We start from the raw sequence: 13,486 nt of genomic DNA on the forward strand, positions 1-13,486 counted from the left end.
AGATTGCATCTTCTATAAAGTAAAATCTACATAGTAATCAAATAAACCGAGAAGAAGAAGGTTCAATTATTTTCATCCTACTAACTAAAGGAAAAAAATGTTCACTTATGCATATATAAGAGTTTCTACAGATAAAGAGGAGATAGAAAATCAACGACTTGAGATTCTTAGATATGCTAACGAGAAAAAGTTCTGTCATCAAAAAGTTGACTTTTCCTGTCAAAAAATTAGATTCTCTTTAAGAAGGATAAAAGAAGATCAAAAAGCTATAAAAGATATAAAAGAGTTAAAAGGAACTGTAAGTGATAGATTTTCAGTTAAGTTTGATTTCATAAAAGGAATAGAACCTGGAAAGATCAAGTCAAAAGAACAATTAGAGAAACTGTCAGAAAGAGACTGTGTGAAAATCCAGAGGAACAAAAAGAGAACTCATAGATTGAAGAAGCAAACAACTAAAAGCTATGAAGGAAAAAGGAACATGAGAGTGTGAAGTAAGGATCTTCTATTAAGGTTTTATTGTATTCTCTACAAGCCCCTTCTTTTACAACTATCATAAATTCTCTGAGATTATTTTATACCGAGATCCTCACAAACCTCTTTCGCTGTAAAAATTTTAATGTCTGGAGAAAAGAATCTTTTATCGTTAGTGAGTATCAAATCACATTTCTCTTTCTTTGCAAGAACATACTGAATGGTATCTTCAAGATCTTTAAAATTGCTATTGCTTTTCATTAAACTAACAGCTTCAATTACTTCTTTATTTGAAAAGGGAATTAAGGTAAAGACAGACATTGAGTCTTCTATATAGTTGAGAGCTTTTTCTTTGTTAACTTTAGAAAGAACATAATAAATTGTAGTTATCAAATCACAACTTGTAAACAGTTCAACTCCCAACTTTAGAAGTTTCTCTATTGCCGAAATAGAGTAATGAGAGTTAGTTCTATCTTCGAAAAGATCTATGATTACATTGGCATCTACAAAAACTTTTTCAATTATCATCAAAGTCTTCTCCCATTTCTGCCTTTAATTCTTGAAAAGTTTTATTTTTTGCAACTCCTTTAAAGTATTTTCTATATTTTTTAAGTCGTTCAAAAGCTTCTATCCTTTTTTCCTTTTCAATCTCCTTTACCTCTTTCTCTATCAGTTCTTCAATAAGAGAACTTTGAGTTTTATTGTAAATCTTTGCCAACATCTCAAGGTCTTTTACCACTTTTTGAGACAATGTAATCGTTTTTCTTACTTTCTTTTCTGCAACACTCATCGTATCCCTCAGTAAGCTTTATTTATGCATATCTACCTATGTGTATAGAATTTACATCAACTTTGTCAAGTTTTCTACTGCAAATCCACACTCCCAAAATATTGAGATGAAGTTTTACTATTTATCTTTCTTCAAAAATCTCATAATGAAAAAAGAGTTTCTACAGATAAAGAGGAGATAGAAAACCAACGATTTGAGATTCTTAGATATGCTAACGAGAAAAAGTTCTGTCACCAAAAATTGACTTATCCTGCCAAAAAATTAGATTCTCCTTAAGAAAGTAACTAAGAGGTTAAATATGAAAGTATTTACAACTAAGCCGGACAATGAGTATCAAGAGAAACTACGAAGAAAAGAATTAACAAAAAGAATGGTTAAAGCTGCAAAAAGGATGAAAGAAGACAAAGAAGCTATAGAAGACATAAAAGAATTAGAAGGAACTGTGGGTGATGGACTTTCAGTTAAGTTTGATCTCATAAAAAGAGTAGAACATGAAAAGACCAGATCAAAAGAATAGTTAAGGAAACTGTTAGAACAGATAACTCCTGAAAATTTACATGATGAAGTTAATTGGGATAAAAAAGTGGAAGAGAGGAGTGGTAGATATATTCCTGAAAGAGGAGATGTTCTATGGTTACAGTTTTCACCACAAGCAGGACATGAACAGACAGGAAGAAGTTCTGCTATTTATCTTTCTCCGAAAATTCTTATAATGGAAAGATAAGTTTAGAAAGATACAATTATTTCCACCCTATTGCTAAGGGAGAAAGATGTCTACTTACGCTTATATAAGAGTTTCTACTGATAAGCAAGAAACAGAAAACCAAAGATTTGAAATTCTTAGATATGCTAATGAGAAGAAGCTAGGAAATGTTGAGATTATAGAAGAAACTATAAGTGGTAGGAAAAGTTGGAAAGTTAGAAAAATAGGTGCCCTTGTCCCTATGCTTTCAAAAGGGGATGTTCTTATCATTACTGAGCTTTCAAGACTTGGTAGATCTATGCTAGAGATTATGGAAATCTTATCTATCCTTCTAAGAAAAGGTGTAGAACTCCACGTTGTTAAAAATAGGCAAGTGTTAAAAGACGACTTGCAAAGCAAAGTCTTTGCAATGGCTTTCTCTATAGCTGCAGAGATAGAAAGAGAGCTAATCAGTCAAAGAACAAAAGAAGCTTTGAGAAGGAGAAAAGCAGAAGGTAAACCTCTTGGTAGACCTAAAGGTAGCTATTCCTCCAGACTAGACAAATACAAAGACCAAATAGAAGAGTTTAGAAAAAAAGGTGTATCAATAGCATCTATTGCCAAGATTCTTGAAGTTCCTTATACAACTCTATATAGCTACCTAAAAAGACGAGAAAACTCAGATTCGAACTTCTAAATTTTTTTAAAAATGACAAAAAATACGCTTAAAGTGCATACCTTTTGAAGGAGGTTAAAAACAACTAAAGTGTTTAAAAGTGGAAATTCATGGACATTAAGATTAGCAAAAGAAGTTTATATAAAGAGAGAAAGAAACCGTATAGTTCTAATACCTAAAGAAAAGAAATGGGATGTTCTCTTCGAAAAACTCGAAGAGGTAAAAGAAGAAACAAAAAATTTCTTAATCGAAAGAAGTCAACCAGATCCTCAAGAAAAGGAGCTATTTTGATGATATACATGCTAGATACCAACATATGTAGTTACATAATTAGAAATAGACCAGAACATGTGAAAGAAAAACTCAAAAAAGTAGAACAACAACATAAAGTGGAATAAAAATATAAAGGTGAATTATGGGACTTTTAATGAGAAAGTAGACTTAAATTTTTTTAGGAAAAAGAACTCTTTTATTTAAAAAACTTTTCTTTTAAAACCATTGATTCTCTAACAGAAAATCATAACCATCTTTATCGCAATAGCTTCTCTTTAAAAGCTTTCTTTACCCTCTTTCCAACTTTTTCCGATAGCGCATAAACATAAACACCTGTAACAAGTACTAAAGCTCCTGAAAAGCCTTGTAATCCTTCAGGAAGGAAAGCTGCTATAACAGCAACAACTACTATTAGAGGGAAAAGAACTATAAACCCCATTAGTCTATCTATCATTCTTAGCTCCCTCAACTCGCTTTTAAAAGGAACTTCTTTTTAAGCTTCAATTTGCTTAATGTTTCTTCTATTAAATTCTCCATTTCCGGATGCATTTGCTTTAGTTTATCTAAGGAAAGCATCAATTTTTCAAACATTTCATCATCTAAACCTATTTCTCTCCCTTTTTCTACCTTATCTATTTCGTCAAGCCAAGTGTTTACTCTACTCAATCTTACCTCAGAAAATTTCCAACCACGACTCTTTAATGGTTCAGCATCTTCTCCCATAGATACGTAAACTACCAAAGAAAGAAGTTCATTAACCAACTTAAGACGTAAATTTTCTTCTAGAAGTTTCTTTCTCTCCTCTTCCGAGCTTTTTACTTCTTTTCTTAATCTAACTTTCATTTCTTCCAACTTCGCTAAAATAAATAACAGAAAAAGCCTTTTTATCATTTCAGATCCATAACGTTGCAGTTTCACTTTACTTTTTCAACAACAACCTTATTTCCTATAACCTTTTTAACAACAACTTTATCACCATATTCAAGTTCTTCCTCTGAAAATCCTATCCACAATTCCTCTCCGCCAGCCCCAAGTGGAAACCGGATCTGATAATTCATATCGTCCACTTTTTTAACAACAATCCCCTCTTGTCCAATCAGATCAGATAAAGCATCTTCTACACCCTTTACCTTCTTAGCTATTTTGTAACTTAAGAAAGAAGCCGACAGAAGTCCTAATAGAAAACCTACTGAAAATGAAAAAATACTTGGTGAAAGGGAATAGAATACATATCCTAGAACAAACCCTACTCCTACAGGAAATAGGAAAAAGGTCATAACAAAAACATCAATCACTATCAAAGCTAATCCTAATACAAGAAAAACCCATCCATTACTCATCTCTCTTTCCTCTTGAAGTTCCTAAAAGATTTAAAAGTGAATCCACGGAGGACGGAAGAACAACTATCTTTGCATTCTGGCTTTCCGCTATTTTTTCAAGGGACTTTACATAGTTATCTCCAAGAAGTAATAGTCCTGCAAGCTTCTCATCTCCTACCGCTTCTTTTACGCTTTTTACAGCATTTGCCTGTGCTTCACCAATTCTTTCAATAGCTTCAGCTTCTTGCATCTTGGCAAGCTTATATCCTTCAGCTTCTAGTTCCTGTGCCCTTTTCTTTCCTTCTGCCTCAAGTATCATAGCTTTCTTTTTCCTATCCGCTTCAATTAGCATACTCATAGCTTCTGCAATATTTCTTGGTGGTTTTATCTCCCTTACCTCTACCCTATTGATAATAATTCCCCAGCTTTTTGATGCCCCCTGAAGGACTTCTTTAATCCTTGCATTTATCTTTTCCCTAGAAGAGAGAATTTCGTCAAGTTCCATTCCACCTACAACATCTCTCAAGTTTGTTTGAATAGTCTGCACAATGGCATACTCAAGATTCTCTATGTTGTAAACAGCAGAAACAGGGTCAACAACCGTAAAGTAACAAACTGCATCTATTCCTACCACAACATTGTCTTTGGTAATTACTTCCTGAGAAGGAATATCAAGCACCCGTTCTTTTAGACTTACTTTCGCTATAAGTGAATCAACAAAAGGGATGATAAAATGAAGTCCTGCCCCTAATCTCCTGTGGTATCTTCCTAATCTCTCTACTATCCATTCTTCTTTTTGAGGAACAACCTTTACTGATAATAAGAAAATGAGTATTAAGAAAACTAGAAGACTTACTGCAATTATTGTTCCTATACTCCATTCCATCTTCCCCTCCTATCCTCCTATCGTTTATTATCATAACAGCTAGTTAACCAAAAAGTAAATAGAGGCTTTGTTATGGACGAAAATCTCAAAAAATTCAATGAGAAAAAAACTTACAGTAAACAGAATACAGCAAAAGAAGTTTTTACTTTTATCGCAATAATTTTTCCTCTTGCGTTTTTGTTCTACGTTATCTATGTCTCCTACCAAAAGTCCCAAATCAAACCTTTACTTTCCAACTTCCTAGAAGGTAAAAACCTTTCTATTTCTGAGTATGAGAAACTCTATAACTTCTATGGGATTAATCTAAAAGATAAAGAAGGAAATACTCTTCTCCACCGTTTAACTCTAAAAGTCTGTTCTCAAAAAATGAATTCTATCCCTCCTTTAATTCCAAGACTTTTAAAAGATGGACTTTCACCAAACGAAAGAAATAGAAAAGGACAAACTCCCCTCCATCTAGCTGCTGCCTACTGCAAAGATGAAGATACATTAAAAAAACTTCTTTCTCTTTTCCTAAAGTTTGGTGGTGACATAAATGCTAAGGATTGTGCAGGAAATACTCCACTCTTTTACACAATAGACTATGATGCTTACAACCCTCAAATAAGAACTCTTCTTAAGTTTAATCCAAATGTTAATGTCAAAAATTACTACGGATGGACACCTCTTTGCAAAGCCGCATTCTTCGATATTGGAACATCCTTTCAACTTCTACAAAAATATGGAGGGAACATTCGTGAGAAATGTGGAGAAGTTTCCATTCCAGAACTTGTAAAAACTTTAAGTAGTAGAAAAGTAGCTAATTACCTAGAAAAATTAGGAATAGGTTTTAAAGAAATTAAAGAGTTAAAAGGAAACTTAAAGAAACTACTTTTTAAATCTTCAATCAATACTTTTTGTGTTAAGGAAGACTTTGAAAAAAACATAGAAAACGCTGTAGCGTTCTCAATATATTTTGATCAAGCAGATAGAGTAAAAGCTTTTTTTAAGCACTCCTTATTCTCCTTAAATTCAACGATTACCTCCAAGGAATTTCCTGATACAAAGCTTAAAAGTTTTTCTCCACTGTTACTGGCTGTTTATAGCAAATCCTGTTCCCCAAAAGTCTTAAGTTATTTTCTAACACTTGGAGTTAACCCTAACAAAAGGTTAGAGAACGGTAAAACACTCCTTCACATCTGCGTAGAAAGAGGATGTGTCGAATGTGCAAAGCTTCTTATAGAAAATGGAGCAGACGTCCACCTAAAAGATAAAAAAGGCTTTACTCCTTACTGTATAGCTGTTGCTAATGGAAGAAAAAGAGTTGTAAAAGAACTTTTAACCTACGGAGCCAATCCTAAAGACCCTTGTGTTGAAATGGCTAAACTTCTTAGAGAAATGGAAGAGTTCTCTCAAGATACATTGTGGTAAGTAAAGAATAAGCCTTACAAAAATAAGTAACTTCTACACTATCCACACTCAAGACTGTTCTAGGAAAATTTTCATCGGAAATTTTCTGCTTACTATAGAGTTTTTGTAAGTATGCTATGTTTTATTAAGGAAAGGATCGAGAAGTTGAAGGTTAAACAGCCAGGAAAAACTCTTCAGAAAATAATTCACGCTTTAAAGGAACACCAAGAAGAGCTTAGAGAAATACACAAGGTTAAGAATCTTAAAGTTTTCGGTTCTTATGCTAAGAATGAACAAACAGAAAATAGTGACCTTGACTTAATGGTTTCCTTTGGGAAGACTCTTACTTTGCTTGAGTTCATTGAACTTAAAAAGTACTTAGAGAGTATAACAGGAATAAAAGTGGATTTAGTTACAGAAGATGGCATAAGTCCTCATATAAAGCCATATATTGAAGCGACTGAGATATTGTAGTTGAAGGAAACAAAAGTGCATCTAAAACCCATTCTTCAAGAACGTGAGTTCTTAATGGAAAACTCTTTAGGTATTTTATGAGTAATCATGTGCTTGAACATGCATTTATTAGAAGCCTTGAAATTATAGGCGAAGCCTTGAGAAACTTCCTTTAGATCTAGGAGAACAATATCCTGAAATTCCGTAAAGAAAATTTGCTGGAATGAGAGATGTTCTAATCAATGATTATTTTGGTGTAGATTACAAACTTATTTGGAAGACTATTATAAAAGAAGTGCCTTTACTTAAAGAGCAGGTGCAGAAAATCTTGGTAGAAATAGAAGAAAATGAGAAATAACAATAATCTACTCCTTTCAAACTCTCTAGAAACAACTTCAGTAATTTCTGACAAGATAAGAGGAAGCTCGTAGTAAGTAACTGCTTCTGTTTATACAATTAGCCAAAACTTCTGCCCGCAGAAATTAGGTTGTAAATAGTTGTTATCCCTCGGCTTTTCGGATTCTTTGTTGAAAACTATGTAGGTTAAAAAGTTTGTGCATACTCTCTGTGCATTCTGTAATGTGAAAAAATCCTGTGCAATTCTGTGTAATGTACAGCTGTGCATTTACCTGTGCAGTTTAGTTTTTCTCTATCCATCTAAAACGAAGCGTTATAAGAGGATCATGCCGTTCTAAAAAAAACAAACAGAACAGGAAACAGGATAGAAAATTGTTTTACTAACCGAAACAACTGTTAAGGTTAAACGTCAACTATGTAAGTACTAATTCACTATAAAATACTAGTATTCTTTATTCAAAGAAAAACAGGAGAAGACAGATGAAACAGAAGTTTCCTCGCTTTAAAGTACCGAAAGAGATATTAGCAAAAGCAGAGGCAATGTACTGGTTTCCGTTTCTAAAACATGACATATTTACAAGGCATTACAAAGTTACTAAAGAAATAGAAGAAATGGTTTACTTCACTTACAGAAAACTATCTCGAAATAACCCACTTGTAAGCATAGATGAACTACAGGTCGAAACACAACTACCATTAAAAGTAGTTATATCTGCAATACAACAACTAAATAGTAGAGACATCTGTTTGTTAAAGATAGTGCCCACAAAACTTACAGAATTCGTTATTGGTGGAGAATACGATTATAATGAAATTAAAGAACTCGTTGAAAAAATAGCAGGCAAAAGCCAATACTATGGATTTGAAGAGTTTGGAATAATGACAAAAATCCTTCAGTTTTTAAAAGGAAAAGGAGTAGATATTGATAACGTCCCTGAATACCCTGATCAGGAAGAATTTGGAATTACAGAAGATGATTTAAAAAATATAGACATCTAGATCTATCAAGAGGAGTAAAGTAAATGCTGGCTAAAAGAATGTTAGACGAAATTTTGATGAATTTAACAGGTAAGTATCTAAGTCTTGATGAGTTTGCAGAAAGATTAAGAGATAGGCTTATATGGCAAGGACTCAAAAATCTACAAATTAAGATAGACGATGAGGCCTTATGTATTGCAGTTTTTCATCCTGATGACACTCCGATACTCTATACATTCTTAAGTGAACTCAGCGATGAAGACAGAACTGTTGAAGGACACCAATATGGTTATGTGCACGCAGAATACTGGGTCAGACCAAATCCTATTATTTGGAATAGAGATGGATTAACAAAACTGGAGAAAATTCTTTTAAGTAAGAAATAGGGAATAAATTTCAATAACAGAGAAGTTAGACATAACATAAAACAATTCTCAGAGATTTTTCAAGAAAACAGTCAATAATTCTCTTAACTCCTAGAACTACCACTAAAAATAGGAAACAGTACATTTAAATATGTTTCATATGTAAATAATATGCATTTTACATACTCAGACAGATACCAATTTCTATTTACAAAGGACTACTTTACAAATTAGTTGTAAAGTGAAGTAGACATAATCGTAAATTTCAATCACTGGAGATAAAGATGATTAAAATCTACGCTAACAAAAAATTAAGTGGTGATCTCTACTACCAGGAAAATGAACATAAATACATTTTCAACTCGAGAATAATCCTATTTCAATTACTATGCCTTTTTCCTACGAGAGTTATATTTCGAGATTCTACTTACATCCCATATTTGATATGAATATGTCAGAAGGGTATCTCTTCGAACTACTAGTGAATATTTTGCGTAAAGAATTTAGAAAAGTTAACGACCTTACGATCTTTAAAGCTTTATCCCCTTTCCTTGAGGGCCGGCTAACATATAAAGTAGATGAAAATCCTATTCGCCAGCAAATAGAAGTAGAGTTATCCTTTGACGATGTCATAGAAGATAACGAAGCAGATCTATTCAAGAAACTTGTAAACGCTTTTTTATTTAAGTCGGCAATATCTGGAGTACAATCAAAGGTTCTAGCTACATTAAAGAGTAAAACATCTTTCACAGAAAAAGATTACATAGTTAAAACTTTTAAAGATGAGTTTCCCCATTTAGCAGAAAACGAGTATTTCTGTATGAAAGCCATACAGTACGCAAAAATTCCAACTCCAAAGTTTTGGCTTTCTAAGAACAAAAGATTCTTCATAATAGAAAGGTTTGACTATAATCGTGAGACCGGAAAATCTAAAGCTTTTGAAGAGTTTTGTGTTTTGTTTAAAAAGCACAGAGTTTCAAAGTATGAAGGATCTTACGAAAAGATTGCTAAGATTTTAGGAAAAATATCTTCTAATACCGAAAAAGACTTACAAACATACTTTAAGTCAATAGTAATGAACTTTCTACTAAAAAACGGAGATGCTCATCTGAAAAATTTCGGAATTCTTTACGATAGCTACGAGAATATAAATAAGATTAGCCCCTGCTTATGACATTGTTAATACAATCGTTTACCTTCCAAAAGATAAACCAGCACTTTTTCTTAAAGGGAGAAAAGTATGGTATTCCAAAAAAGAACTTATTAAGTTTGGAGAGGAATTCTGTCTATTAACACCAGAAAAAGCAAAGGAACTATTTGAAAACTGTGAATTCGCAGTTTCAAAAATAATCAAAGAAATTAAAGAATATGCAGAAGAAGTTCCTGAATTTAAGGAATTTGCTAATAGAACGGTGGCTATTCTGCACTTCTCCTTGGATAAGAACCTCAAAGAAACCTATAAAGAAATTCCAAAATGAGGTATTCTAATGGAATATTGGGAAATAGGAAAAAAATCAGAGAACTTAGAAAAAGGAAAGGAGTTACCCAAGAGGAGTTGGTACGTAAAGTCAACATTTCAAGACAGATTCTTTCAACTTTAGAAAATGGACTTTTGGGCAGAATAACTGTTGCAATGCTAATATACATACTACACCAATTAGGACACGAACTCGACATAAAAGAAAGAAAAAGAACTTTCTTCTTCGATCCATCTATGGTAGGCGACTAACTACTTCCAAATAGTTTTGATTGGAGACTCAAACCTTAAGAATTTTCCCTTTCTATTTTCCTCTTTTGCCTTTTCTTTTTTCCCAGATTTCCCCTCTATCCCGTCTGATTTCGCTTCTAACGAATTCCAAGTTAAATAAAGGTATTACTTCCCCCCCTCTATCTCGTCTCAGAGACCCAAATCCGTTAACGAGAGAGTGTCTCTTTTCCAGTCTTAGAACTGTATCCCTGATTGATAGCAATAAGCAATAACAGTCAAACTTTAAGTCAAAACTTCTGAGGGCAGAAGTAATGCTGATTGACAAGTTGGCAGATTGGCAGGTCTGCTTACAAAGGTAAGAACGAAAATGAAAAGTGGAAAGTAAAAAGTAGGAATTTGAATGCTGAAATCTGAATTTTGAAAGCTGGAAGCTGAATGCTGAATTCAGGATGTTGAATGTTGAAATCTGAATTCAGAATTCTGAAAGTTAAATGCTGAGTTCTGAATGTTGAATTCAGAATGCTGAATGTTAAATGTTAAATGTTAAATGTTGAATGTTAAATGTTGAAACTTAATCTGAATTTAAATTCAGAAACTATAAAGTCCCTATTTATTAAAAGTAATATTACTTTTAATAGGAAAATGCACAATATATATATATGTGCACATATACATGTGCACAAGATTACTTAACATTGTGCACACTCTGAATTGTGAATTTCAACTCCTGATTTCGATTTCAATTGAGAAATCAGAACTGGTTTTTGATCTTAATTTGCGGAATCGACTTTCAAAAGTAGAAAGTAACTTTGAGGCAGATAATCACTCCATTCTAAAAAAACGATAAAGCTGCAGCCCCGAAAAAATTTTTTCGCCGCCGCTTTTATAAAAAAAATTGAAAGTTTTTAGAGGAAAGCGTTTATTAATTAGTTTTCGCTAATGTTGTTAGTTTCGCTTTTTCTAATTCTTTGCTTTAACAAAAAAAAAGAAAAAGCAAGTTTCAGCCAGCTTCGCTGCATCTGTTAGCAAATCTGTTAAGTAATCTGTTACTTAATCTGTAAGGATGGCTTAGGTTATTGACTCTTAAGATCTTTCTTCATGTTTTCTTGTTTGAAAGCACGCACTCTCTTGTTTGAAAGCACGCACTCTCTTGTTTGAAAGCATGCACTCTCTTGTTTGAAAGCACGCACTCTCTTGTTGTCTATTTGAAACATTTTGACAATACATTGAATGCAATTTAAATCTGTGTTACACTTGCATTAACGTAAGAGGGAGGTATTTATGGATAGTAACGTAAAAATAAAAATAGATTTCAATCTCCTTCAGTCTGGAACTTGGGTTCTGGAAAAGAAAGGGAATCAACAGATTCATTATTTTGAAAAGAAAATAGGGGAAGGAAAAATAATTATTTATAACGCTTTAGATGTTCCGAGTCCTATTGACAGCAAAATTCTTGATTATTTGATGGTTAGATCTCAGGAAATGCAGTGGGCAGAAGAAATTACTATTCCTTCATTGCGAACCTTGGCGAAAGAAATTGGTATGGGAACTGATAAAAAGAGGCTTGAACGCATAAGGAGAGGGTTAGAGATACTTGTGAATACTAGAATACGTTTTGAAAACTGTTTTGTGGATAATGGTACTTTGGACTATATAAAAGGGGGGGATTATGAAGTTATAAACATAGGTATCTTGACTGACTATACAATAGAAAAAGTAAGTAAAAGAGGGCAACCCCGACAGATTACTGTTTGGTTTAATAAAAACTTTATTTCTTTATGTAAGCATTCACTTGGTTACAAACTAATTCCCTATGCTCCAATACAGGGTCTAAGAGACACGGCTTATGCACTTTATAAGTGGGCTTATCGCTGGTATGACTCATCTAAAGGCTATGGTGAAAGGTGGATAGGGAGTGGGAAAGCGTTAGTTGATTGGTATAAAAACGAACTTAATAGTGTTGCTCAATATAAGTATCCTTCGGAGGTCTTAAGAAGAATAAAGGTGGCAATTAAACAGCTTAATGAGAATCCAAAGGTTCCTTTTGGTCTTAATCTTAAAGAAGAAAATGGAAACTACAAGATAGAACTTTATCGTAAAGAAGGAGTTATTCTCAAAACTAAAAGAGAAATTCTTTTTGATAAGTTACCTAGGGCTTTAAGAGAAGCTATTATTAAACTGATAGAGAAGAAAAAGCATATTAAGGACTCCTATGCCTTAGCCCGTTCTATGTCCCTTAAAGAATTGGAAATTCTTCTTAAAAAACTTGTAGTTATCCAGCTTCCTAAAAGTACGTGGGAAATGATAGAGACTTTATATTCCGACATAAGAGACTTTGAACCTGAGGATGTGAAGAAGTCAAAAATAGAGGTAATAGAAGCACCGATAGGAAAAGAAGTAAAAGGCGAATTTGTTTATTTAGTGGTTGAAAAAGAAAAGCTAAATGAGAAACATAGTTTTTATAAAACACTTGAAGCTATTATTCCAAGCTGGAGAGAAGGATTGCAGAAAGCAGTTGGTTATCTAAAAGAGGTTCAGCTTACAAAGCTTTAATTGATTGTGGTTTTTCCAGGAATAGAAAGTTGTGCTTTTGTTGTTTAAAAATCCTGTGCATTGTGTGCTTCTAAGTTTTATTTCATGTGCATTTTCTTATGTTGCTTCTTGTGTACTGAACTTCTGCCCGCAGAAATTTTTTGTCAAGTTTCTTTTTCTCTCTTACTTTTGAAATAGAAGAAAGTTTTGAGAGGTTACTATGCTGAAATATAATCCTGAAACAGATACTCTCTATGTTTCTTTCTACGACGAGGAGAAAAAGAAACAGGTCAGTCTGATAATCTCTGAGGTTAGCAAAAAGTCAGAGTATTTTCCTGAAGATGATATTCTGTGGGTAGATATTTCGGAAAAAAAGTCCTTTGAAAGTGAACACATATTTGATGGCAATTTTGTGGTTGACTTTGATAAAAACGGAGACCCAGTAGGACTGGAAATCTTTGGTTGGAAAAGGTTTTACGACGAAAGGTGTGTAGGTAAGCAAGAGAAAAAATAAAAAATCCTCTCTATCCCGTCTGATTTCGCTTCTGACGAATTCCAAGTATAAAGGTATTACTCCCCCCTCTATCTCGTCTCAGAACCCCCAATC

Annotated in this window: 19 protein-coding genes and 1 pseudogene; 14 read left to right on the forward strand and 6 right to left on the reverse strand. The window is 33.3% G+C overall.

The genetic code is table 11. The annotated features are described in order from the left end of the window. Positions 1-97: 97 nt before the first annotated feature. Entirely contained in the window at positions 98-490 is a 393-nt protein-coding gene (locus ABGX27_08930; protein MEO2069612.1) for a hypothetical protein, read from the forward strand. A gap of 77 nt (positions 491-567) precedes the next feature. On the opposite strand, the gene ABGX27_08935 is transcribed toward ABGX27_08930, so the two are convergent. Together ABGX27_08935 and ABGX27_08940 are read right to left on the reverse strand one after the other, a co-directional pair. Then, complete coding sequence (locus ABGX27_08935) at positions 568-999, reverse strand: PIN domain-containing protein (GenBank protein ID MEO2069613.1); 432 nt, start codon at positions 997-999, stop codon at positions 568-570. Beyond that, positions 989-1,261, reverse strand: coding sequence for a hypothetical protein (locus tag ABGX27_08940; protein MEO2069614.1), 273 nt, complete (start codon positions 1,259-1,261; stop codon positions 989-991). Before ABGX27_08940 ends, ABGX27_08935 begins: the two co-directional genes overlap by 11 nt. A gap of 298 nt (positions 1,262-1,559) precedes the next feature. Between ABGX27_08940 and ABGX27_08945 the strand changes: the two genes are divergently transcribed. The 4 genes and pseudogenes from ABGX27_08945 (at position 1,560) to ABGX27_08960 (ending at position 2,910) form a co-directional block, all read left to right on the forward strand. Continuing rightward, positions 1,560-1,778, forward strand: a complete 219-nt coding sequence (locus tag ABGX27_08945; protein MEO2069615.1) for a hypothetical protein — start codon at positions 1,560-1,562, stop codon at positions 1,776-1,778. A gap of 66 nt (positions 1,779-1,844) precedes the next feature. Continuing rightward, positions 1,845-1,981: pseudogene (locus ABGX27_08950) on the forward strand (type II toxin-antitoxin system PemK/MazF family toxin). A gap of 50 nt (positions 1,982-2,031) precedes the next feature. Further along, complete coding sequence (locus tag ABGX27_08955; GenBank protein ID MEO2069616.1) at positions 2,032-2,640, forward strand: recombinase family protein; 609 nt, start codon at positions 2,032-2,034, stop codon at positions 2,638-2,640. Positions 2,641-2,709: 69 nt separating this feature from the next. Next, entirely contained in the window at positions 2,710-2,910 is a 201-nt protein-coding gene (locus ABGX27_08960) for an AbrB/MazE/SpoVT family DNA-binding domain-containing protein (protein MEO2069617.1), read from the forward strand. Between the two features lie 238 nt (positions 2,911-3,148). Here the strand turns inward: ABGX27_08960 and ABGX27_08965 are convergent, their stop codons facing one another. The 4 genes from ABGX27_08965 to ABGX27_08980 form a co-directional block, all read right to left on the reverse strand. Continuing rightward, on the reverse strand, positions 3,149-3,346 hold the full coding sequence (locus ABGX27_08965; protein MEO2069618.1) for a hypothetical protein: 198 nt from the start codon (positions 3,344-3,346) through the stop codon (positions 3,149-3,151). 11 nt (positions 3,347-3,357) lie between these two features. Further along, complete coding sequence (locus tag ABGX27_08970) at positions 3,358-3,735, reverse strand: hypothetical protein (protein ID MEO2069619.1); 378 nt, start codon at positions 3,733-3,735, stop codon at positions 3,358-3,360. Between the two features lie 71 nt (positions 3,736-3,806). After that, positions 3,807-4,232, reverse strand: a complete 426-nt coding sequence (locus tag ABGX27_08975; GenBank protein MEO2069620.1) for an NfeD family protein — start codon at positions 4,230-4,232, stop codon at positions 3,807-3,809. Further along, complete coding sequence (locus tag ABGX27_08980) at positions 4,225-5,097, reverse strand: SPFH domain-containing protein (GenBank protein ID MEO2069621.1); 873 nt, start codon at positions 5,095-5,097, stop codon at positions 4,225-4,227. Before ABGX27_08980 ends, ABGX27_08975 begins: the two co-directional genes overlap by 8 nt. Before the next feature lie 72 nt (positions 5,098-5,169). On the opposite strand from ABGX27_08980, the gene ABGX27_08985 reads away from it, so the two are divergent. From ABGX27_08985 to ABGX27_09025, 9 genes are all read left to right on the forward strand, one after another. Continuing rightward, the gene (locus tag ABGX27_08985) at positions 5,170-6,507 is read left to right on the forward strand and encodes an ankyrin repeat domain-containing protein (GenBank protein MEO2069622.1); all 1,338 of its coding nucleotides are present in this window, start codon (positions 5,170-5,172) and stop codon (positions 6,505-6,507) included. A gap of 144 nt (positions 6,508-6,651) precedes the next feature. Beyond that, complete coding sequence (locus ABGX27_08990; protein MEO2069623.1) at positions 6,652-6,960, forward strand: nucleotidyltransferase family protein; 309 nt, start codon at positions 6,652-6,654, stop codon at positions 6,958-6,960. 202 nt (positions 6,961-7,162) lie between these two features. Beyond that, the gene (locus ABGX27_08995) at positions 7,163-7,297 is read left to right on the forward strand and encodes a HepT-like ribonuclease domain-containing protein (protein MEO2069624.1); all 135 of its coding nucleotides are present in this window, start codon (positions 7,163-7,165) and stop codon (positions 7,295-7,297) included. Between the two features lie 479 nt (positions 7,298-7,776). Next, positions 7,777-8,295: a hypothetical protein gene (locus ABGX27_09000; protein MEO2069625.1), complete on the forward strand. Its 519-nt coding sequence runs from the start codon at positions 7,777-7,779 to the stop codon at positions 8,293-8,295. 23 nt (positions 8,296-8,318) lie between these two features. Beyond that, a complete protein-coding gene (locus ABGX27_09005) occupies positions 8,319-8,660 on the forward strand; it encodes a hypothetical protein (protein MEO2069626.1) in 342 nt (113 codons plus the stop codon). Positions 8,661-9,120: 460 nt separating this feature from the next. Next, on the forward strand, positions 9,121-9,813 hold the full coding sequence (locus ABGX27_09010; GenBank protein MEO2069627.1) for a HipA domain-containing protein: 693 nt from the start codon (positions 9,121-9,123) through the stop codon (positions 9,811-9,813). 300 nt (positions 9,814-10,113) lie between these two features. Further along, positions 10,114-10,368, forward strand: a complete 255-nt coding sequence (locus ABGX27_09015; GenBank protein MEO2069628.1) for a helix-turn-helix transcriptional regulator — start codon at positions 10,114-10,116, stop codon at positions 10,366-10,368. Between the two features lie 1,260 nt (positions 10,369-11,628). After that, positions 11,629-12,900 (forward strand): hypothetical protein, encoded by a 1,272-nt coding sequence (locus ABGX27_09020; GenBank protein MEO2069629.1) that lies wholly within the window; start codon positions 11,629-11,631, stop codon positions 12,898-12,900. 199 nt (positions 12,901-13,099) lie between these two features. Next, on the forward strand, positions 13,100-13,393 hold the full coding sequence (locus ABGX27_09025) for a DUF2283 domain-containing protein (protein MEO2069630.1): 294 nt from the start codon (positions 13,100-13,102) through the stop codon (positions 13,391-13,393). Positions 13,394-13,486: the final 93 nt, after the last annotated feature.

Source organism: Desulfurobacteriaceae bacterium (genome assembly GCA_039832905.1).
Lineage (GTDB): Bacteria > Aquificota > Aquificia > Desulfurobacteriales > Desulfurobacteriaceae > Desulfurobacterium.